Consider the following 21961-nt stretch of genomic DNA (forward strand, 5'->3'; position numbering starts at 1 on the left):
AAAGAACGGGAGACGGACCAGTGGCCGACAACGCGCGGGCGAAAAGGCTGGCGGACCTCATCCGAGAGGTGGTGGCCCAGAAGCTGCAGCGCGGGATCAAGGACCCGCGGCTCGGCTCGCACGTCACCATCACGGACACCCGGGTCACGGGTGACCTGCGGGAGGCGACCGTCTTCTACACGGTGTACGGGGACGACGAGGAGCGGGCGGCAGCGGCCGCCGGTCTGGAGAGCGCCAAGGGCATCCTGCGCTCCGAGGTCGGCAAGGCGGCGGGCGTGAAGTTCACGCCGACCCTGGCCTTCGTCATGGACGCCCTCCCGGACACCGCCCGGAACATCGAGGACCTCCTCGACAAGGCACGCCAGTCCGACGCCAAGGTGCGCGAAGCCTCTGCGGGCGCCGCGTACGCCGGTGACGCGGACCCGTACCGCAAGCCGGGCGAGGACGACGAGGACGCCGGGGCCGACGAGACGGACGACACCGCTAAATGACCGAGAAGCACACCACGCCCGACGGCCTCGTCATCGTCGACAAGCCGTCGGGCTTCACGTCGCACGACGTCGTCGCCAAGATGCGGGGCATCGCCCGGACGCGACGGGTCGGCCACGCCGGCACGCTCGACCCGATGGCGACGGGCGTCCTGGTCCTCGGCGTGGAGCGGGCGACCAAGCTCCTCGGGCACCTCGCCCTCACCGAGAAGGAGTACCTGGGCACCATCAGGCTCGGGCAGACGACGCTCACCGACGACGCCGAGGGCGAGATCACCCAGTCGCGGGACGCCTCGAAGGTCACCCGGGACGCCGTCGACAAGGCCGTCGCCAAGCTGACCGGCGACATCATGCAGGTGCCGTCCAAGGTCAGCGCCATCAAGATCAACGGCGTGCGCTCCTACAAGCGGGCGCGCGAGGGCGAGGAGTTCGAGATCCCCGCCCGGCCCGTCACGGTCTCCTCCTTCGCCGTGTACGACATCCGGGAGGCCGTCGCCGAGGACGGCACTCCGGTGCTGGACCTGGTCGTCTCGGTGGTCTGCTCCTCCGGGACCTACATCCGGGCCCTGGCACGGGACCTCGGCACCGACCTCGGGGTCGGCGGCCACCTCACCGCGCTGCGCCGCACCCGGGTGGGCCCCTACAAGCTGGACGCCGCGAGGACGCTGGACCAGCTCCAGCAGGAGCTGACCGTCATGCCGGTCGCGGACGCGGCGCGTGCCGCCTTCCCCGGCTGGACGGTGGACGCCCGGCGCGCCCGGCTCCTGCTCAACGGTGTGCGGCTGGAGATGCCGGACGAATACTCCGGTGTCGGTGCCGTCGCCGTCTTCGACCAGGAAGGCCGCTTCCTCGCCCTCGTGGAGGAGCAGAAGGGCAAGGCCAAGAGCCTGGCCGTCTTCGCCTGACCGGCCCGTCGGCGGGCCCTGTCCGTGGAGCGGCGACCACGGGGACCTCCCTTGCCGCCGCTCCACGACCCCCCTCGGTTCCCCCACTCCCTAGGTGTATCCAACTCTCCGCGACTGTTCACCCGTCCGGGCAGGCGCTCGGAGTGAACCGGGGGAGTGGAAGGGGGCGCGTTCCTCAGGTCGGCTGTCCCGCTGATCATCACGCGCCTACCGTCGAACGCACAGCACGGGTGTACGGCGGGGAGGTGCGGCGATGGCGTCGCGGAACCGGTCCCGGGAGGCGGGGAGCGGCAGGATGGCACGGCGATCCGGGCCCGGTGCACGGGAAGGGTGCGCCGGACCGGGGGCCGGGGAGGGCGAGGCGCCGCGTCCCGCGCCCGACGACGCCCTGATCCGCCTCCACGACCTCGCCGGCCGCCCGCGCGGCACCGGATTCGTCGCCGACCACCGCGGCACCGTCGTCACCAGTCACGAGGCGGTCGACGGCCTGTCCCGGCTCGTGCTGAGCACCGCCGGCGGTCGCCGCCGCGTCGTGGCCGCCGCCGACGTGACCTCGCTGCCCGCCCTCGGTCTGGCCCTGGTGCGTGCCGAAGGGGGCCTCGGCGTGCCCCCGCTGCCCGTCACCACGAGGGAGAGGGTCGAGGCCGGGACCTATGTCCGGATCGCCGCCGCCGGCTGGCGGGAGGCCCGGGTGCTGGGCACCACCGACGTCCACTACGCGGCCACCGACCGCTTCCACCGCCTCGCCGACGCGCTGGAACTCGCCGTCGGCACGGCGGGACGGGACGCCCTGCGGCTGGGCGGGGGCGCGGCCGGCGGGCCGGTCCTCGACCTGACGACCGGCGCGGTCCTCGCCGTCCTCGGCACCGCGCTCAGCTCCGGACACAGCGACGTCGGCTTCGCCGTCCCGCTGCCGGCCGCCCCCGGCCCCCTCGCCGACCTGCTCGCCGAGAACGCCGCGACCGTCCCGGCCTACGGCGCCGACCTCAACCTGGCCGGAGTGCTCGCCCTCACCGCGACCCAGGTGGGGCAGGACGGCCCGGCGGGGGTGCCGGTCCGGGGAGGGGCGGCGGTCGCGCAAGCCGGGGTCGGCCGGGGCGGTGCCGGTGGCGGTGGTCTGGACGCCGGCCTGGGCATGGGCGCCGGCCTGGGCATGGGGGACGGCGGTGGCCTGCGGGGCGACGTCGGTGCGCACGAGGGCGGCGGGCTCGGTGTCGGTGTCGGTGACGACAGGCTCGGTGTCGGTGAGGGCAGCCTCGGTTTCGGTGGTGGCGGGCTCGGCGCCGGTGGTGGTCCGGGCCCGGCGGGGTGGCCGGGGGTCTGCGGCGAGCCCGTCCCGCCCGTGGAACGCGCGGAGGTGGTGAGGGAGTTCGCCGCCTTCACGGACCTCCACGCCCGCGCCCGCGTCCTGGGCCTGGTCGGCGCCCCCGGCAGCGGCCGTACCACCGAGCTGGCGGCCCTCGCCGCCCGCCGGTCCCGGGGCGCGGAGCCCGCGCCCACCCTGTGGCTGCGCGGCGCCGATCTGCACGACGACGACATGTCGGTGGCGGACGCGGCGCGCCGGGCGCTGGGCCGGGCCGCCCGCATCGTCGCCGCCTCCGACCGTTCCCGCCCTTCCGGCCTCGGCGACATCACGCCGGAACGCCTCTCCCGGCTCGCGCACCACGCCGGACGCCCGCTCCTGCTTCTCCTCGACGGCCCCGAGGAAATGCCGCCCGTCCTGGCCCACCGTCTCCCCGAGTGGACCGAGGGCACGGCTGCCTGGCTGGCCGAGACGGGTGCCCGGCTCGTGGTGGCCTGTCGGGCCGAGTACTGGGAGCGGGCGGGGGCGGAGTTCCCGCGCGAGATGCTGTACGGGGCGGGCGCACCGTCCGAGCCGTGGGCCGGGTCGGCCCTCCCCACCGGCCGTTCGTGGCCGACCGTGGCACGGGAGGCGTGGGCGGGGCCGCACTCCGACGACGGTCACCGTGCCGGGCCGCGGGCGTCCGTCGACGGACGGGCCATCGACGGACGGGCCATCGAGCCGGGCCCCGTCGGTGTCCGGTCCGGGGCGGGGGCCGTCGGTCTCCCGTCCGGGGAGGCCCCCGTCGGCTTCCCGTCTGGGGCGGCCCTCGTCGACGCCCCCTCCGGGCCGGGGCACGCCGGTTTCTCCTCCGGGTCAGGGGCCGCAGGCATCCCGTCCACTCCGGGGCCTGCCGACTCCCTGAGCGGACGGACGGCCGCCGAGCCCCTGCCCTCCCCGGCAGCCGCGAAGCCGCCGTCCGGGCCTGTGCCCGCCGCCGTCCCGTCCGGACCTGTGCGCGCCGGTGATCCATTCGGAGCTGCGCCTGCCACCGGCCCCTCCGGACCTGCGCCTGCCGGTGATCCATCCGGACCCGTGCCCGCCACCGGCCCTTCCGGACCCGTGCCCGCCGCCGGCCCCTCCGCACCCGTGCCCGCCGATGGCCTGTCCGAGCCGGTGCCCGCCGCCGCACCGTCCGGACCCGTGCCCGCAGGCGGCCCGTCGGCGGCCCCCGGTGGCGGACACCCGCCCTGCGTCCGCCTCGGCGACCTGACCGACGACGAGGCCCGACAGGCACGGGCCCGCTACCGGCTGCCGGAAGGCGCCCTCGCCGACCCGGACGCCCGGCACCCCCTCACCCTCCGCCTGCTCGCCGAGGTCCACGAGGCGCTGCCCGGCGTCCCGCCACCCGTCAGAGTCGACCGGGACGCGGTCTTCGCGGCCCACCTCGACCTGATGTGCCTGCGCATCGCCACCCGACTGGCCGAGGAGAACGGCCTGCGCGGCACCGCCGTACGCCGGCTCGCGGCGAAGGTCTCCGGGCAGGTGCACGAGGCGGCCCGGCGCAGCCTCGCCCCCGGCCAGGGCCAGCTGGACCGGGAGTCGTTCGAGGCGGTCTTCCCGTGGGGGCCGGCCCCCGCACGGCTCGGCGGCGGCACCGGCTGGGCGACGGCCGTACTCGCCGAAGGACTCCTCGTCCCGGCGGGCGACGGCTACCGCTTCGCCCACGAGGAACTGGCCGACTGGATCCAGGGCACCCACCTCGACCTGCACGAAGCCCTGCGCGCCCTCGTGCACCAGCGCGGAGCCCCTCACCACCCGCACACCCTCCCCGTGCCCCACCACCGCATCGGCCCCGTCGCGGAGGCCCTGCTGCTCCTCGCCCGCCAGCACGGCGTCCCCCAACTCGCCCTGACCCTCGAAGAGCTGGTGACCGCCCTCGACGCCGACCCGTACGCGTGGTGGGCCGCCCGGCTGCTCACCGAGGTGCTCACCCGCGTGCCCGACGCCACTCCCTACACGGACGTGCTGCGCCTGCTCGCCGACGGCATCGCGGAGCGCGGCGGCGAAGAGCCCCGCGGCCGGGGCGAGTTCGGACCGGCGTTCTGGACCACCCTGCGACTGCCCGAAGCCACGCGCCTGGACCTGCTGCGCCGCCTCGTCCTCGCCGACGGGCCCCCGCACGAACCGGGCCCCCGGCACCTCGACACCGTCGCCCGGCTGCTCGCCGCCGACCCCACCACCGTGCAACCGCTCCTGGTCCGCTGGTTCGACGACGAACGACCGCTCCCCGCAACCCCCCACGCCACCGTCGCCACGGCCGCCCAGGCGTTGCTGCACACCCATCGCCACCGCGGCCTGGACGCCCTCACCGAGGCGCTCGCCGACAGCTCCCACCGCCGGGCCGACGAACTGCTCGCCGTCCTGGCCGAGGAGGAACCCTCCGCCCTCTGCCGGGCCGTGGAGCGCTGGGCACGCGACGAGCGGGCGGACCGGCGGGCGGCCGCGGTGACCCACGGCCTGCGCACCGCCCCGCACGCCCGCACCGGCGCCGACCGCACCCTGCTCCGCCACGCCGCCCTGCTCCTGCTCGCCGGACCCGCCGACGAGCGGCTGCACGGCGGAGCCCTCGCCCTCCTCGTCATGGACCCCAGCAGCCGCGACCGCCACCTCCCCCGAGCCCTCTCCCGCTTCGCGTCGGGCGACCCGTACCTTCCGCCGAGCGCGATGGCCACCGCCCTGCCGACCCACCCGGAGCCCGTCCTGGCCGCCTTCCGGGCCAGGCTGCTCGGTCCGGACGCCGGGGAGGCGCTGCGCAGACTCGCCGACGCCACCCCGCCCGCGCTGGCCCACCGGGTGGCCGTGCTCGTCGGTGAGACCGTGGTGGAGCGTCCCGAGACCGCCGGGCACGTGGCCGCCTACGTCGACCGGCGCCTCGACCATGATCCGACGGCCCGCGCCGTGCTCCACCCGCTGGTCACCGGGCTGCTGGACGCGGGACCCGAGCCGGTGCGGGCCGCGCTCGCCGGTGTCCTCGCCGGTGACGGCACCACCGGTCACGGCCTGCTCCGCCACGAGCTGCGCGAGCACCTCCTGACCCACGAGCACGACCCCGCCGTGCTCGACGCGCTGCTGCACGCGGCGGCCCGGTGCCAGGGTGAGGCCCGGCGGAATCTGGTCCTGCGCACCGGCCGGCTCCTGGTGCGCACCCCCGACGGGGCCACCCGTTTCGACCGGGGCCTGGTCGAGCTGGCCCGCCACCTTCCCGACTTCGCCGGCCAGCTGACCGACTGGCTGGCCGACGCACCCGGGGACTGGGCCGCGCTGGTGGGACCCAGCGCACGCCGCACCATCGAGGGCCTGGCGGGCGCACGGGTCCCCGCCTGAACCACGGGCCACCGGGCGAGCCCGGCGTGCACCCCGTCACAGCCCCCATGCCGATGCGGGCGCCAGGCGGGCGGCATGGCACTCTTAGAGCTGCGTAAGAGGCATCGACTCCGACGAGTTTGCGACAAGGAGCAGACACAGTGCAGCGCTGGCGTGGCTTGGAGGACATCCCCGAGGACTGGGGACGCAGCGTCGTCACCATCGGCTCCTACGACGGTGTCCACCGAGGGCACCAGCTGATCATCAAGCACGCCGTCGACCGCGCCCGCGAGCTGGGCGTCCCGGCCGTCGTCGTCACCTTCGACCCGCACCCCAGCGAGGTCGTCCGCCCCGGCAGCCACCCGCCGCTGCTCGCCCCGCACCACCGCCGCGCCGAACTCATGGCGGACCTGGGCGTGGACGCGGTGCTGATCCTCCCCTTCACCACCGAGTTCTCGAAGCTGTCCGCGGCCGACTTCGTGGTCAAGGTCCTGGTCGACAGGCTCCGCGCCAAGGCAGTCGTCGAGGGCCCCAACTTCCGCTTCGGCCACAAGGCCGCCGGGAACGTCGACTTCCTCACCGAGCAGGGCAAGGTCTACGACTTCGAGGTCGAGGTCGTCGACCTGTACGTCACCGGAGAGGCGGGCGGCGGCGAGCCGTTCTCCTCCACCCTGACGCGCCGGCTGGTCGCCGAGGGCGACGTGGCGGGCGCCGCCGAGATCCTGGGCCGTCCGCACCGCGTCGAGGGCGTCGTCGTCCGGGGCGCGCAGCGCGGCCGCGAACTGGGCTTCCCCACGGCCAACGTCGAGACCCTCCCGCACACCGCCGTCCCGGCCGACGGCGTCTACGCCGGCTGGCTGCACGCCCAGGGCGAGGTGATGCCGGCCGCGATCTCCGTCGGCACCAACCCGCAGTTCGAGGGCACCGAGCGCACCGTGGAGGCGTACGCGATCGACCGTGTGGGCCTCGACCTGTACGGGCTGCACGTCGCCGTGGACTTCCTGGCCTTCGTCCGCGGGCAGGCGAAGTTCGACACGCTGGACGCGCTGCTGGAGCAGATGGGCGAGGACGTCGAGCGCTGCCGGCAGTTGGTCGCGGCGGCGTCGTGACGCCAGGGGCGTCAGGATGACGAAGGGCGGCCGGTGCTCACCAGCACCGGCCGCCCTTCGTCGTCGGCCCCGGCGGGGCTACTGCTGCGGCGGGGGAGGCGTCTGCCCCGGCTGCTGCGGATATCCGTACCCGGGCTGCGCCGGCGGCTGTCCCGGCTGGGCATAGGGCTGGCCGGGCTGCGGGTAGGGCTGCCCCGGCTGCGGCTGGGGGTACGGCTGTCCGGGCTGCTGGGGATACGGCTGCCCCGGCTGAGGCTGTGCCTGGCCCGGCTGGGCGTACTGTCCGGGCTGGCCCGGCAGCGGCTGTCCCGGCATGGGCTGACCCGGCATCGGCTGACCGGGCACGGACTGTCCCGGCATGGGCGGGGCCGCGACCGGCGGCGGGTTGCCGTCGGACGTCCACAGCCCGTGCGACTGCTGGTGGCGGACGAAGTCCTCCGCGACCATCGCCGCGAGGTTGAAGTACGCCTCCCGCACCTTGGGCCGCATCATGTCGAGGTCGACCTCGGCACCGGCGGCCAGGTGCTCGTCGAACGGCACCACGACCACACCCCGGCAGCGCGTCTGGAAGTGCGCGACGATGTCGTCGACCTTGATCATCTTGCCGGTCTCGCGCACCCCGGAGATGACGGTGAGGGAACGGGACACCAGGTCCGCGTACCCGTGCGCGGAGAGCCAGTCCAGCGTCGTACTGGCGCTGCTCGCACCGTCCACGGACGGCGTGGAGATGATGATGAGCTGGTCGGCGAGGTCGAGCACACCGCGCATGGCGCTGTAGAGCAGACCGGTACCGGAGTCGGTGAGGATGATCGGGTACTGCTTGCCGAGCACGTCGATGGCGCGGCGGTAGTCCTCGTCGTTGAAGGTCGTGGACACGGCCGGGTCGACGTCGTTGGCGATGATCTCCAGCCCGGAGGCGGCCTGGGAGGTGAACCGCCGGATGTCCATGTACGAGTTGAGGTACGGGATCGCCTGGACGAGGTCGCGGATGGTCGCCCCGGTCTCACGCCGCACGCGGCGGCCGAGCGTACCGGCGTCCGGGTTGGCGTCGATCGCGAGGATCTTGTCCTGCCGCTCGGTGGCGAGCGTGGAGCCGAGGGCGGTGGTGGTCGTCGTCTTGCCGACACCGCCCTTGAGGCTGATGACCGCGATGCGGTAGCAGGAGAGCACCGGGGTGCGGATCAGCTCCAGCTTCCGCTGCCGCTCGGCCTCCTCCTTCTTGCCGCCCAGCTTGAAGCGCGAGCCGCCGGCCGCGGGACGGCTGCTCTTCGCCTTCTGCTTCTTGTTGTTGAGCAGCCGGTCCGAGGACAGCTCGACGGCCGCGGTGTAACCGAGCGGCGCGGCACCCGGGTTGGTGGGCTGACGCTGGTCGTGCTGCATGGGCTGCGGCCAGGCGGCACCGAGACGGGGGTCGACGGGCTGCGGCTGCGGCTGTGGCTGGTGCGGCTGATGGGGGGCCTGGGGCTGGGGGTTCTGCTCCGGGTGTGCCTGCTGGGGGAGCGGAGCCGCCTGGTGCGCCTGCTGGGCGGGCGGGACCGGCGGGGTCGGTGCGGCCTGCTCCGGCTGGGCCGTCGGCTGACCCGCGGGCGGGGCCGGGGAACCCTGCGGAGCGAAGCCCTGCTGTGCGGCCTGGGGCGCCTGGCCCGCACCCTCCGGCTGCCCCTGCTGCGGTACGCCGGGCTGCGGCATGCCGGGGTGGGCCGGGGGCTGCTGGGCCTGCCCGTGCGCCTCCTGCGGTGCGGGTGCCTGCGGGAAGCCGTAGGCACCCGGCTGCGCCGGGGCCTGGGGGGTCGCCGCGCCGGGGTGCGGGAACCCGTAACCGGCGGGGCCGGCCGCCGGGGCGGGAGCACCGCCCGCTTGCTGGACCGGCGGCTGCGGTGCCGCGGGAGCCGTGGCGCCCGGCTGCGGGAAGCCGTAGCCCTGCTGCGGCGCGGGCGGCTGGGGCGCCTGGTTCGGGAACGCCTGGTTCGGTGGCGTCGGTGCGGTGGCCGGCGGGTTCCACGCGGCGGGCGCGGGCTGGGGCGCCTGCGGCTGGAACGGGGGCTGCTGCTGCGCCGGCGCGGCGGGGGCGGGCTGCGGCTCGGCGGGCCACTGGTTCGCCGGGGCCGGGGCGGCGGGAGGGTACGACGGAGGCAGCGGCGGCACAGCACCCTGCGCTGCGGGCGGTGCGTCGGCCGGGACGGCGTCCTCGGGAGCGGCGTCCCGGGGTGCGGCATCCGCGGCCGCGCTGCCGGCCGGAACGGCGTCGGCGGGCTCGGCGGCGGCCGGCGTCACGACGTCCGGCGCGGACACCCGGCTGTCCTCGGGCTCGGGCACCGCGTCCTCGGGCTCGTCCTCCGCCAGGACACCGCCCTCGGGCACGCTGCCCGGAGCCGGAGCCGGAGCCGGAGCCGGAGCCGGAGCCGGAGCCGGAGCCGGAGCCTGCGACTCGGCATCGTCGTCGGCCGCATCGGCCCTGTCGGACGCGGCAGCCGTGCTGAACGCGTCAAGAGGGTCGGAGGCGTCAACCGGGTCGGACGCGTCGGCGGTATCGGCCGTGCCGCCCTCGTCCTCCGTGACCGTGCCGTCCGCGCCGTCCGCGCCCCGGACGTCGTCCTCGCCCTGCGCGTCGCCGAGTCGGGGACCGTCCGCGTGCTCGGGCGCCACGTCCTCGTCCGCCACCGAGCGAGCCTCGTCGGCCTCGTCCGGCGAGTCATCACCGGTCTCACCGGCCTCCCCGGTCTCACCGGTCTCATCGAGGAGCGCCGGTGCGTCGTCCCCGACGCCCACACCCGCTTCGACCTCGTCGCCCGCTTCCGCCTCGGCCTCCGACCGCGGTCGCTCGTCGTCCTCCCCGGCGTTGTCCGCCGCCGCGTCGCGCTCGGCGATCTCCCGCTTCAGGGCGGCGGCGGAGAAACGCATGGTGGCGCCGCTCTCCAGGTCACCGTTGCCGGGTTCCTCCTCGGGCTCCGGCTCCCCGACCGGCGGGGGAGCGGGCGCCTGGAGCTGGAATCCACCGCCCGGAAACGCCGGTACGGCCGTCGGGGAGGCCGGGTCCCCGACGGATGCCGGGGCCGCCCCGCCCTCCGGCTCGGACCTCACCCGCGCGTCCGCCTCCGCCTCGGGCTCGGAGTCCTCGCGCTGCTGCGGCTGCTGGGGCTCGAAGCCGCTCCCGACCGGCAGCTTGGGAACTCCGGTCGGACCCCCGGCCGACGGCGCGGGCGGAGTGAAAGGCGCCCCCGGGCCCGGCGGCGGAGGCGGAGTGAAGGCGGTGCCCGGAGCGGGCGGCGGAGGCGGCGTGAACGCGGTGCCCGGGGCCGGGGGCGGCGGGGTGAAGGGTGCCCCGGGCGAGGGGGCCGGATAGGAGGTGGAGCCGTGGGCCCCAGCCGCGTGGGGCGGGGGCGTCAGTCCCGGAAGTGGAGGAACCGGCCCACGAGGAGCGGGCGGTACGGAAGGAGCGGCGCTGCCAGAAGCGGAACCGGAACCGGAACCGGAGTCGGAACTCCCCGTCGCCCCTGCCCCCTGCCCCTGGCTCTGCCCCGGTCCCTGACCCGAGTCGCTCGAAGCGTTCTGCGTGTACCAGGCGGGCGGGGCGTAGTCGATGGTGAACTCGCCCGTCGTCTCGACCGCGGACTCCGCGTCGGGTTGGTCATCGCCGGGTGTCGCCCAGCCCCCGCGGATCCCGTCCCGATCGCTGCTCACAGTTCCTCCTGGTGTGGTCGATCCCCTCAAGCCGTGCTGGGGCGACCGTGTTTGTCGTCCGACGTTGTCCGAAGTGAAACGAGGTCGTCCGATCGTCGGCCCTCCCCGTACGACGCCGACGCCCCGGCCACGGGTTCCGGCGTCGCGCCGGACACCAGCCTAATCACCACACGCCCCGCCCCGGCAGCCCCGTCCTCACCTCAGCATCCGCCCATTGCGTCACAGCCTGCCCTGAAGTGCCGTATCTCGTTTCCGAATCCGTGCATCCGCCACATCACATCAGTGAACAAGTCGGACAGAAAGCGGTCGGAAGGGGCTCTCCGGTACCCACGAGTGATCAAGGCACCGGCATAGTAGGGGCGCTCGTCGTCATCCCTTCGCGGGAAAATCCCATGACCAGGAAGAGGACCCACGCGTGAGCTTCGGCCCGCCCCCCTCGATGCCCCCGTCCCCGCCGGCCGCGCAGACCCACGAACGGAAGCCCGGGCGGAAGGCGCGCAAGGCACTGACCGCACTGCTCGCGGTCGTTCTCGTCGCGGCGTTGGGCACCGGAGGCTGGCTCCTGTGGGGCGGCGAGGGCGGCAAGGGCGCGTCCCCGGACGCGAAGGGGGCCGCGCGAGCACCCGGCCCCCTCGACGTACGGGAGACGGTCGAGAAGCAACCCGCGAGCACCGTGGGGGAGATGGCCTTCCGGTTCTCCGTGGACGACATGAACCCCGGCGAGCGCGTGGAGATGCCGGGCATGTGGGCCACCGACCGCATCCTCGCCAAGGGCATCAACAAGACCCTCGTCGGCATGCGCGTCGGCACCGACATCGAGCCCGGCAAGGAAGAGTGGAAGCTCGGGCTGGACGGCCCCATCTGCGGCTACACCCCCCACGTGACCGGCGACAACCGCACCGCCGTCCTCTTCCGGGCCAACGACTGGGCCCAGGACGCCTACTGCAACCAGGTCGCCTTCGTCGACCTCGACGACGGACGCATGGTGTGGGAGGCCCGCTTCCCCACCTCCTCGTCCGGCCCCGAACCGGCCGCGAACACCGGCCAGGACCGGCCGAGCGTGACCCTGACGCACGGCACGGTCGTCGTGACCTGGGGCGGCGGCACCACCGGGTACGGCATGGAGAAGGGCGAGCGCCGCTGGTCCACCACGGCCACCGGCCCGTGCCAGGACATGGGCGCCGCGGGCGGACGCGCGTTGATCGTCCGCCAGATGTGCCGGAGCGGTGACAAGAGCGTGCCGGACACCTCCTACCAGTACACCGGCTACAAGGTGCGCAAGGTCGACCCCGCCACGGGACGGACCGTGTGGACCTACTCCGCCGCCGAGGGCATCCGCGACCTCAAGGTGCCCTCCACCGAGCCGGCCGTTCTCGCCGTCTCGGGCGGCGACATCGAGATCACCGACCTGCTCTCCCTCGACGACAAGGGCCGCGACCGCGCCACGATCAGCCTGCGCAACGGCGCGTACGTGGCCGACTGCTCCTACACGGACTACCTGGTCATCGACGAGTGCCCGACCATCGCCGTCGGCACGGACCAGGTCTTCATCCGCAGCAAGGACCAGCTCGAGAAGCAGGTCTCCAACTGGATCATCGGCTTCGACCTGAAGACGGGCCGTACGACGAAGAAGTTCGACTCCGGCCCGGGCTCCCTGCTCCAGCCGGTGCGGATGAGCGGCGACCGGCTGCTGGCCCTGCGCCTGAGCGAGGACCACATCGCACCGAACGCGCTGGTCGCGCTCGACCCGGACACGGACGAGGAGATCCCGTACCTCTACTTCGGCCTCCCGGCCGAGGCCCAGACGATGACGGTGATGAACGAGAACGACATCGTCGTCCAGAACGGCCGGATCTTCTTCGGCCGCAAGTCCGCGAACGGTCCCTCGGGCGGGCAGAAGAAGGAGTGGCTCTATCTGGTCCTGGGCATCGGGAGCGGCGCGGCGGAGAAGCCCTGAGACCTGTCGGTACCCCTCCGCCCCGGTTCACCGCGGCCCGGCGTCCCCGTCCCGCGGCGCCGGCTCCAGATCGAACTCCCCGTCGCGCGCGCCCAGCACGAAAGCCCGCCACTCCGCCTCCGTGTACCGCAGCACGGTGTCCGGGTCGAGCGACGACCGCATCGCCACGGCACCGGCGGGCAGGTACGCGATCTCGACGCGCTCCTCGTGCTCCTCGGTGCCGGGCGCGCTGTGCCATTCGACGCCGGAGATGTCGAGGGAGTAGAGCTCGTCCCGCTCCCGGTCCTTGCGCGCCTTGAGTTCGAGGTCCTCGGCATCGGCCATCGCGGCTCGGTCCTTCCTGTCCTGCGGTCGGCTGTGCGGCTACCCTAGTGGCCGCGATTGGCCTGGTCAGCGGTTTGTGCATGTCCGTGCCCGTGGGGGTGAGGGCCCCGCCGCCGGAGCCCCGCGCGGAGGCGAGCGCCCAGGCTGGTACGCTGGGTGACGGCCGTTTGTGTACGCGCCCCCGGAGCCCCCGAGCCCTGGAGGTCGCGCCCAGCGGATCCCCGCCTTCCGAGTCACGGAAGATCCCCCGAGACGTAGACCGGGGGCACTCGGTGGCCACTCACAGACCAGAGGAGTACGCGTGTCGCTCGACGCCGCAGTGAAGAAGCAGATCATCACCGAGTTCGGTACCAAGGAGGGCGACACCGGCTCCCCCGAGGTCCAGGTCGCTCTGCTGTCCCGTCGGATCTCCGACCTGACCGAGCACCTCAAGACCCACAAGCACGACCACCACTCCCGTCGTGGTCTGCTGATCCTGGTCGGCCAGCGCCGCCGGCTGCTGCAGTACCTCGCCAAGAAGGACATCCAGCGCTTCCGTGCGCTGGTCGAGCGCCTCGGCATCCGCCGCGGTGCGGCGGGCGCCAAGTAAGACGCCGTGAAGGGAGCGGTTCCCATCGTTCGGGGGCCGCTCCCTTTGCTGTACGTGCGCACTGTCGCCGCTGCTTTGTAATGTGGTAACAGAACACGAGACGCACGACGCACGACAACGAACGAAAACGCGCGCGGAACGCGCGCACCGAACGAGGAGAAGCGCACCTCGCCGCCGCCGGTCCTCGGTAGTGGCCCCCGGGGACTGCACCCCGGGTGCTTCGATCGAAGACCGGCCCGCACCGGACGCGCGCTTCTCCGCCCCGTCCCCCCGCCACACGGGCGCGCGGGACAAAAGACGACACGTAATGGAGAAACCGCTGGTGGAGAACGAGACCCACTACGCCGAGGCCGTCATCGACAACGGCGCCTTCGGCACCCGCACCATCCGCTTCGAGACCGGCCGTCTGGCCCGTCAGGCCGCCGGCAGCGCCGTGGCCTACCTGGACGACGACACCATGGTGCTGTCGGCGACCACCGCCTCGAAGAACCCCAAGGACCAGCTCGACTTCTTCCCCCTCACGGTGGACGTCGAGGAGCGGATGTACGCCGCCGGCAAGATCCCCGGCAGCTTCTTCCGCCGCGAGGGCCGGCCCTCCGAGGACGCGATCCTCACCTGCCGCCTGATCGACCGCCCGCTGCGCCCGTCCTTCAAGAAGGGCCTGCGCAACGAGATCCAGGTCGTCGCGACGATCATGGCCCTCAACCCCGACCACCTGTACGACGTCGTGGCGATCAACGCCGCCTCCGCGTCCACGCAGCTGGCCGGCCTGCCCTTCTCCGGCCCGATCGGCGGCGTCCGCGTCGCGCTGATCCGCGGCCAGTGGGTGGCGTTCCCGACGCACACCGAGCTCGAGGACGCCGTCTTCGACATGGTCGTCGCGGGCCGCACCCTGGAGGACGGCGACGTCGCGATCATGATGGTCGAGGCCGAGGCCACCGAGAAGACCATCAAGCTGGTCGAGGGCGGCGCCGAGGCCCCCACCGAGGAGGTCGTCGCCGCCGGTCTGGACGCCGCGAAGCCCTTCATCAAGGTGCTGTGCCGGGCCCAGGCCGACCTCGCCGCCAAGGCCGCGAAGCCGACCGGTGAGTTCCCGATCTTCCTGGACTACCAGGACGACGTCCTCGAGGCACTCACCGCCGCCGTCAAGCCCGAGCTGGCCCAGGCGCTCACCATCGCCGGCAAGCAGGAGCGCGAGGCCGAGCTGGACCGCGTCAAGGCGCTCGCCGCCGAGAAGCTGCTCCCGCAGTTCGAGGGCCGCGAGAAGGAGATCTCCGCCGCGTACCGCTCGCTGACCAAGTCCCTGGTCCGTGAGCGCGTCATCAAGGAGAAGAAGCGCATCGACGGCCGCGGTGTCACCGACATCCGCACCCTGGCCGCCGAGGTCGAGGCCATCCCGCGCGTGCACGGCTCGGCGCTGTTCGAGCGTGGCGAGACCCAGATCCTGGGCGTCACCACCCTGAACATGCTCCGCATGGAGCAGCAGCTGGACACCCTCTCCCCGGTGACCCGCAAGCGCTACATGCACAACTACAACTTCCCGCCGTACTCCACCGGTGAGACCGGCCGCGTCGGCTCCCCGAAGCGCCGCGAGATCGGCCACGGCGCCCTCGCCGAGCGCGCGCTCGTGCCGGTGCTGCCGACGCGCGAGGAGTTCCCGTACGCGATCCGTCAGGTGTCCGAGGCTCTCGGCTCCAACGGCTCGACGTCCATGGGCTCGGTCTGCGCCTCCACCATGTCGCTGCTGAACGCCGGTGTGCCGCTCAAGGCCCCCGTCGCCGGTATCGCCATGGGCCTGATCTCCCAGGAGATCGAGGGCGAGACGCACTACGTCACCCTCACCGACATCCTCGGTGCGGAGGACGCCTTCGGCGACATGGACTTCAAGGTCGCCGGCACCAAGGAGTTCGTGACCGCCCTCCAGCTCGACACCAAGCTGGACGGCATCCCCGCCTCCGTCCTGGCCGCCGCCCTCAAGCAGGCCCGTGACGCCCGCCTCCACATCCTCGACGTGATGATGGAAGCGATCGACACGCCGGACGAGATGTCCCCGAACGCGCCGCGGATCATCACCGTGAAGATCCCCGTCGACAAGATCGGTGAGGTCATCGGCCCCAAGGGCAAGATGATCAACCAGATCCAGGAGGACACGGGCGCCGACATCACGATCGAGGACGACGGCACCATCTACATCGGTGCCGCCGACGGACCGGCCGCCGAGGCCGCCCGCGCCACGATCAACGGCATCGCCAACCCGACCATGCCCGAGGTCGGCGAGCGCTACCTGGGCACGGTCGTGAAGACGACCACCTTCGGCGCGTTCGTCTCCCTGCTGCCCGGCAAGGACGGTCTGCTGCACATCTCGCAGATCCGCAAGCTCGCCGGCGGCAAGCGCGTGGAGAACGTCGAGGACGTCCTCGGCGTGGGCCAGAAGGTCCAGGTCGAGATCGCCGAGATCGACTCCCGCGGCAAGCTCTCCCTGATCCCCGTGATCGAGGGCGAAGAGGGCGACGAAGAGAAGAAGGACGACGCCGACCAGTGACGTCCCGTGGCTCCAAGGCGACGGCCCGCACCTCCTCGGAGGCGCGGGCCGTCGCCCGTACCCAAACCCTGATCAAGGGCGAACACGGCATCGGCACGGTCCGCAAGACCACCCTCCCGGGCGGCCTGCGCATCGTCACCGAGACCCTGCCCTCGGTCCGCTCCGCGACCTTCGGTATCTGGGCCCACGTCGGCTCCCGCGACGAGACCCCGGCCCTGAACGGCGCCACCCACTACCTGGAGCACCTGCTCTTCAAGGGCACCCGCAAGCGCAGCGCCCTGGACATCTCCTCCGCGATCGACGCGGTCGGCGGCGAGATGAACGCGTTCACGGCCAAGGAGTACACGTGCTACTACGCGCGCGTGCTCGACACCGACCTGCCGCTCGCCATCGACGTGGTCTGCGACATGCTGACCGGCTCGCTCATCCGCGAGGAGGACGTGGACGTCGAGCGCGGCGCGATCCTCGAAGAGATCGCGATGACCGAGGACGACGCCGGCGACTGCGTGCACGACCTGTTCGCGCACACCATGTTCGGCGACAACGCGCTGGGCCGCCCCGTCCTCGGCACCGTCGACACGGTCAACGCCCTCACCGCCGACCGCATCCGCCGCTTCTACAAGAAGCACTACGACCCCACCCACCTGGTGGTCGCCGCGGCCGGCAACGTCGACCACAACAAGGTCGTACGCCAGGTCCGCGCCGCCTTCGAGAAGGCCGGCGCCTTCCGCGACCCGGTGGCCGCGCCCATCGCCCCGCGCGACGGACGGCGCACCATCCGCACCGCGGGCCGCGTCGAGCTGATCGGCCGCAAGACCGAGCAGGCCCACGTCATCCTCGGCATGCCGGGCCTGGCCCGCACCGACGACCGCCGCTGGGCCATGGGCGTCCTCAACACCGCCCTCGGCGGCGGCATGTCCTCGCGCCTGTTCCAGGAGGTCCGCGAGAAGCGCGGCATGGCCTACAGCGTGTACTCGTACACCTCGGGCTTCGCCGACTGCGGCCTGTTCGGCGTGTACGCGGGCTGCCGGCCCTCCCAGGTGCACGACGTACTGAAGATCTGCCGCGACGAACTCGACCACGTCGCCGAGCACGGCCTCACCGACGACGAGATCGCCCGCGCGATCGGCCAGCTGAGGGGCTCCACGGTCCTCGGTCTGGAGGACACCGGCGCGCTGATGAACCGTATCGGCAAGAGCGAGCTGTGCTGGGGCGAGCAGATGTCCGTCGACGACATGCTGGCCCGGATAGCCTCGGTCACGCCGGACGACGTCCGCGCCGTCGCCCGCGACGTCCTGGGCCGCCGACCGTCCCTGTCGGTCATCGGCCCGCTGAAGGACAAGCAGGCGTCCCGGCTGCACGACGCCGTCGCCTGACCCCTCCCGGTAAGGAAGCGAACGAAATCATGAGCAAGCTGCGCGTGGCCGTCCTCGGTGCCAAGGGCCGGATCGGCTCCGAGGCGGTACGGGCGGTCGAGGCCGCCGAGGACATGGAGCTGGTCGCCGCCCTCGGCCGCGGCGACAGCCTGGACACGCTGACCGAGGCCGGCGCCCAGGTCGCCGTCGAGCTGACCACCCCCGACTCGGTGATGGACAACCTCGACTTCTGCCTGCGCCACGGCATCCACGCCGTCGTCGGCACCACCGGCTGGACCGACGAGCGCCTCGCGCGGCTGAACTCGTGGCTCGACGCCTCCCCGGAGACGGGCGTGCTCATCGCGCCCAACTTCTCCATCGGCGCCGTGCTCACCATGAAGTTCGCGCAGATCGCCGCCCCGTACTTCGAGTCCGTCGAGGTCGTCGAGCTGCACCACCCGAACAAGGTGGACGCCCCCAGCGGCACCGCCACCCGCACCGCGCAGCTCATCGCCCAGGCCCGGCAGAAGGCAGGCGCCGCCCCGGCGCCCGACGCCACTGCCACCGCCCTGGACGGCGCCCGCGGTGCGAACGTGGACGGCGTCCCGGTCCACGCGGTCCGCCTGCGCGGCCTGCTCGCCCACCAGGAGGTGCTGCTCGGCGCGGAGGGCGAGACCCTCACCGTCCGGCACGACTCCCTGCACCACAGCAGCTTCATGCCGGGCATCCTGCTGGGCGCCCGCCGGGTGGTGACCACTCCGGGCCTCACCTTCGGCCTGGAACACTTCCTGGACCTGAACTGAGACCCGGACCGAGCCACAGCCCCTCATGCGCGCGAAAATCTCCTACGTCGTCACGGCCGCCGTCCTGGTCTTCTACTTCGCCCTGGTCGGCAGCCGCGGTGTCCTGCTCATCGGCACCGGCACGCCCCTCACCGTCACCTTCGGCATCGCGGTGCTGATCCTGCCGGTGATCGGCGTGTGGTTCCTCTGGAAGAACACCCAGTTCGTCCGCAAGGCCAACGCCCTGGCCGCCGAACTCGACGCCGAGGGCGGCCTGCCCGTCGACGAGCTGAAGCGCACCCCCAGCGGCCGTGTCGACCGTGACTCGGCCGACGCGGTCTTCGCCCTGCGCAAGGCCGAGACGGAGGACGCCCCCGGAGACTGGCGCACCTGGTTCCGGCTGGCCGTCGCCTACCACGACGCCCGCGACACCCCGCGCGCCCGCAAGGCGATGCAGCGGGCGATCGCCCTGCACGACGGCAAACCCGTCGAGACGGCCTGAGCGGACCGACGGGGAAGAGACCGAAGGGCCTGGGGCCGGACCGCACCGCGGTCCGGCCCCAGGCCCTTCGTCGTCGCCGGGGTCAGCCCCGCCCGTACTCGTCGGCCCAGGCCTCCACGGTGTCGGCCGCCCGGTCGAAGGCTTCCTCCCGGGCGAGGAAATCGGCGTTGTGCGTGGTCAGCAGCGGAGGGAAGGTCTCCCCGGAGCGCCCCTGGCGGACCAGGAGCAGCGCCTGCCCCTGCACGGTGCGCGGCAGCCCCAGCCAGCGCACCGGCTGCTGGACCGTCCGCACGCTGGCGACCTGCTGCCAGGCCACCGTGCGGGTGCTGAAGAAGCTCACGTGCCGCACCCCGTGCGCGCTCACCCACGCGCCCATGCGCAGCAGCCGCAGCGCGCAGGCGATGACGACCGCCGCGACCGCGAAGACCACGCCGGCCGCGGACGGCGAGTCCGTCGCCGCGATGATGACCGCCGCGAACAGGACGAACGAGGCGAGCAGCAGCATCAGTGCCGCCACCCCCACGCGCCACGGCCCCGGCCGGTAGGGCCGGCGCCAGAGGTCGCGGTCGTCGTGCGGCAGCGCGACGTCGTCGGTGGCGTCGAAGGCGCGGTCGGCCGTCAGGAAGGGCAGGGGCACGGCTGGTCCTCACTCGTTCCATGGCAGGTGCTGTGCCCGGTGAGGCTACCGACCTGTGTCTCCGGTCACCACCTTCGGGTCCCCGGATGGAGTCAGGCCGGCCGGTCCGCTGCCGCGGCTAACGTCCTTCCGACGCCTGTGAGGGCTGCTTGTGGGAGGACGGCTGGTCGGCCGACAGGGCGGGCATCCCGATCACGAGGGACCCGACGATTCCGGCGACGACGGTGAGGCCGAGCAGCCAGCGTCCGGCGAGCTGGCCGAAGGACGCCCGCTCCCGGGGCGGGGGTGTGACATTGCTGCGGAACCTGTCGGCTTCGGCGACGAAGGCGAACGGCACGGGTTCACGCCGGCGGATCATGGAAACTGCGTCTCCCTTCGGGGACTGAGGGCACCACTGTGTCCGGTGCTGTTACTCATACAGACGAACGAACGCCCCGGCGGGTGCCCTGTTTCACCGAATTCATCGCGGCACGGCACCGAACGCCCCATTCGGCGGGCGGGGGGCCGACCGCCGTAGAGTGGCGTCGCCAAGCGACGAGATGGGAAGGCCCTCCACCCGTGACCGAAACCCCCGCCGACGATTTCAAGATCGACTTCCGCAGCGACGTCACCGTCGAGCTGGTCAAGAGCAGCGCGACCGACTCCGACGTGCTGTTCGCGGCCCGTGTCTCCACCGCCGGGGAGCAGTCCCTGGACGAGCTGCGGAAGGACCCGGAGCGCTCCAAGGGCCTGATCAACTACCTGATGCGGGACCGGCACGGCAGCCCGTTCGAGCACAACTCGATGACCTTCTTCATCAGTGCCCCGATCTTCGTCTTCCGCGAGTTCATGCGGCACCGCGTCGGCTGGTCCTACAACGAGGAGTCGGGCCGCTACCGGGAGCTCCAGCCGGTCTTCTACGTGCCGGCCCGGGACCGCAAGCTGGTCCAGCAGGGCCGTCCGGGCAAGTACGTCTTCGTCGAGGGCACCCCCGAGCAGCACGAGCTGGTCAGCCGGTCGATGGAGGACTCCTATCTCCAGGCGTACCGGACGTACCAGGAGATGCTCGCCGCCGGCGTCGCCCGCGAGGTGGCCCGCGCCGTCCTCCCGGTCGGCCTCTACTCGTCGATGTACGCCACCTGCAACGCCCGCTCGCTGATGCACTTCCTCGGCCTGCGCACCCAGCACGAGCTGGCCAAGGTCCCCTCCTTCCCGCAGCGCGAGATCGAGATGGTCGGCGAGAAGATGGAGCAGGAGTGGGCCCGGCTGATGCCGCTCACCTACGCCGCCTTCAACGCCAACGGCCGCGTGGCGCCGTAGCCCCCGGGAATCCGGCCGCCGCAGGGCCCTGGACGCGCCGCGAGCACACATGTACGCATCAGCCACCCGAAGTGTCCGTATTGCGGCGTTCTGAGAAGTTCATCTAGCCTGATCAAAGGGACCCGGCACTGCTTGAACCCCCGAGCAGGCAGTGCCGGGCTCCACCTCTCTCCCGGTCCGCCGCCTCCCCCGAGGGCAGACCCCGCCCTGAGCAACGAGTAGCGTGTAACCCATGGCTCCGACCTCCACTCCGCAGACCCCCTTCGGGCGGGTCCTCACCGCCATGGTCACGCCCTTCACGGCGGACGGCGCACTCGACCTCGACGGCGCGCAGCGGCTCGCCGCCCACCTGGTGGACGCAGGCAACGACGGCCTGATCGTCAACGGCACCACCGGCGAGTCCCCCACCACCAGCGACGCGGAGAAAGCGGATCTCGTACGAGCCGTCCTGGAGGCCGTCGGCGACCGCGCCCACGTGGTCGCGGGCGTGGGCACCAACAACACCCAGCACAGCATCGAGCTGGCCCGCGCCGCCGAGCGCACCGGCGCACACGGCCTCCTGCTCGTCACGCCGTACTACAACAAGCCCCCGCAGGAGGGCCTGTACCAGCACTTCACGGCCATCGCCGACGCTTCGACGCTGCCGGTCATGCTCTACGACATCCCCGGCCGCAGCGGCGTCCCGATCAACACCGAGACGCTGGTCCGCCTCGCCGAGCACCCGCGCATCGTCGCCAACAAGGACGCCAAGGGCGACCTCGGCCGCGCCAGCTGGGCCATCGCCCGCTCCGGCCTCGCCTGGTACTCCGGCGACGACATGCTGAACCTGCCGCTGCTCTCGGTGGGTGCCGTCGGCTTCGTCTCGGTCGTCGGCCACGTCGTCACCCCCGAGCTGCGCGCCATGGTGGACGCGCACGTCGCGGGTGACGTGCAGAAGGCCCTGGAGATCCACCAGAAGCTGCTCCCGGTCTTCACCGGCATGTTCCGCACCCAGGGCGTCATGACCACCAAGGCGGCGCTGGCCCTGCAGGGACTGCCCGCCGGACCGCTGCGCGCCCCCATGGTCGGCCTCACGCCCGAGGAGACCGACCAGCTCAAGATCGATCTTGCCGCCGGCGGGGTACAGCTCTGACACCAGACTTC

Annotated in this window: 16 protein-coding genes; 12 read left to right on the plus strand and 4 right to left on the minus strand. The window is 72.9% G+C overall.

Annotated features, from left to right (window positions below):
• The first annotated feature begins 20 nt into the window (after positions 1-20).
• The 4 genes from rbfA (at position 21) to ACFZP7_RS25385 (ending at position 7150) form a co-directional block, all read left to right on the plus strand.
• The gene (rbfA, locus tag ACFZP7_RS25370; RefSeq protein ID WP_019330974.1) at positions 21-491 is read left to right on the plus strand and encodes a 30S ribosome-binding factor RbfA; all 471 of its coding nucleotides are present in this window, start codon (positions 21-23) and stop codon (positions 489-491) included.
• On the plus strand, positions 488-1393 hold the full coding sequence (truB, locus tag ACFZP7_RS25375) for a tRNA pseudouridine(55) synthase TruB (RefSeq protein WP_385635893.1): 906 nt from the start codon (positions 488-490) through the stop codon (positions 1391-1393). Before rbfA ends, truB begins: the two co-directional genes overlap by 4 nt.
• A 295-nt stretch (positions 1394-1688) precedes the next feature.
• On the plus strand, positions 1689-6062 hold the full coding sequence (locus tag ACFZP7_RS25380) for a hypothetical protein (RefSeq protein WP_385635896.1): 4374 nt from the start codon (positions 1689-1691) through the stop codon (positions 6060-6062).
• 140 nt (positions 6063-6202) lie between these two features.
• Positions 6203-7150, plus strand: coding sequence for a bifunctional riboflavin kinase/FAD synthetase (locus ACFZP7_RS25385; protein ID WP_031022179.1), 948 nt, complete (start codon positions 6203-6205; stop codon positions 7148-7150).
• A gap of 78 nt (positions 7151-7228) precedes the next feature.
• Here ACFZP7_RS25385 and ACFZP7_RS25390 read toward each other — a convergent pair whose 3' ends face one another.
• Entirely contained in the window at positions 7229-10831 is a 3603-nt protein-coding gene (locus tag ACFZP7_RS25390; protein ID WP_385635898.1) for an SCO5717 family growth-regulating ATPase, read from the minus strand.
• 415 nt (positions 10832-11246) lie between these two features.
• On the opposite strand from ACFZP7_RS25390, the gene ACFZP7_RS25395 reads away from it, so the two are divergent.
• Positions 11247-12788: a PQQ-binding-like beta-propeller repeat protein gene (locus ACFZP7_RS25395; protein WP_385635901.1), complete on the plus strand. Its 1542-nt coding sequence runs from the start codon at positions 11247-11249 to the stop codon at positions 12786-12788.
• Positions 12789-12815: 27 nt separating this feature from the next.
• On the opposite strand, the gene ACFZP7_RS25400 is transcribed toward ACFZP7_RS25395, so the two are convergent.
• On the minus strand, positions 12816-13112 hold the full coding sequence (locus ACFZP7_RS25400; protein ID WP_019330981.1) for a DUF397 domain-containing protein: 297 nt from the start codon (positions 13110-13112) through the stop codon (positions 12816-12818).
• A 301-nt stretch (positions 13113-13413) separates the two neighbouring features.
• On the opposite strand from ACFZP7_RS25400, the gene rpsO reads away from it, so the two are divergent.
• The 5 genes from rpsO to ACFZP7_RS25425 all read left to right on the plus strand — a co-directional run bounded on the left by rpsO (position 13414) and on the right by ACFZP7_RS25425 (position 18882).
• Positions 13414-13701 carry a 30S ribosomal protein S15 gene (rpsO, locus tag ACFZP7_RS25405; protein ID WP_019330982.1) on the plus strand — a complete coding sequence of 96 codons (288 nt, stop codon included), beginning with the start codon at positions 13414-13416 and terminating at the stop codon, positions 13699-13701.
• A 322-nt stretch (positions 13702-14023) separates the two neighbouring features.
• A complete protein-coding gene (locus ACFZP7_RS25410) occupies positions 14024-16243 on the plus strand; it encodes a polyribonucleotide nucleotidyltransferase (RefSeq protein ID WP_031022169.1) in 2220 nt (739 codons plus the stop codon).
• Entirely contained in the window at positions 16240-17619 is a 1380-nt protein-coding gene (locus tag ACFZP7_RS25415) for a pitrilysin family protein (protein ID WP_019330984.1), read from the plus strand. Before ACFZP7_RS25410 ends, ACFZP7_RS25415 begins: the two co-directional genes overlap by 4 nt.
• Positions 17620-17648: 29 nt before the next feature.
• On the plus strand, positions 17649-18401 hold the full coding sequence (gene dapB, locus ACFZP7_RS25420) for a 4-hydroxy-tetrahydrodipicolinate reductase (RefSeq protein WP_019330985.1): 753 nt from the start codon (positions 17649-17651) through the stop codon (positions 18399-18401).
• A 25-nt stretch (positions 18402-18426) separates the two neighbouring features.
• Positions 18427-18882, plus strand: a complete 456-nt coding sequence (locus tag ACFZP7_RS25425; protein WP_031022166.1) for a tetratricopeptide repeat protein — start codon at positions 18427-18429, stop codon at positions 18880-18882.
• An 82-nt stretch (positions 18883-18964) separates the two neighbouring features.
• On the opposite strand, the gene ACFZP7_RS25430 is transcribed toward ACFZP7_RS25425, so the two are convergent.
• Positions 18965-19519 carry a PH domain-containing protein gene (locus ACFZP7_RS25430; protein WP_109202846.1) on the minus strand — a complete coding sequence of 185 codons (555 nt, stop codon included), beginning with the start codon at positions 19517-19519 and terminating at the stop codon, positions 18965-18967.
• Between the two features lie 118 nt (positions 19520-19637).
• Entirely contained in the window at positions 19638-19877 is a 240-nt protein-coding gene (locus ACFZP7_RS25435; protein ID WP_019330988.1) for a hypothetical protein, read from the minus strand.
• A 200-nt stretch (positions 19878-20077) separates the two neighbouring features.
• Here ACFZP7_RS25435 and thyX point away from each other — a divergent pair, with 200 nt between their 5' ends.
• Both thyX and dapA read left to right on the plus strand, forming a co-directional pair.
• Positions 20078-20818, plus strand: coding sequence for an FAD-dependent thymidylate synthase (gene thyX, locus ACFZP7_RS25440; protein ID WP_031022161.1), 741 nt, complete (start codon positions 20078-20080; stop codon positions 20816-20818).
• Between the two features lie 232 nt (positions 20819-21050).
• Positions 21051-21950: a 4-hydroxy-tetrahydrodipicolinate synthase gene (gene dapA / locus ACFZP7_RS25445; protein ID WP_385635904.1), complete on the plus strand. Its 900-nt coding sequence runs from the start codon at positions 21051-21053 to the stop codon at positions 21948-21950.
• The last annotated feature ends 11 nt before the right edge of the window (positions 21951-21961 follow it).

Origin of the sequence: Streptomyces sp. SudanB5_2050 (assembly GCF_964272335.1) — a bacterium.
GTDB classification, from domain to species: domain Bacteria; phylum Actinomycetota; class Actinomycetes; order Streptomycetales; family Streptomycetaceae; genus Streptomyces; species Streptomyces rochei.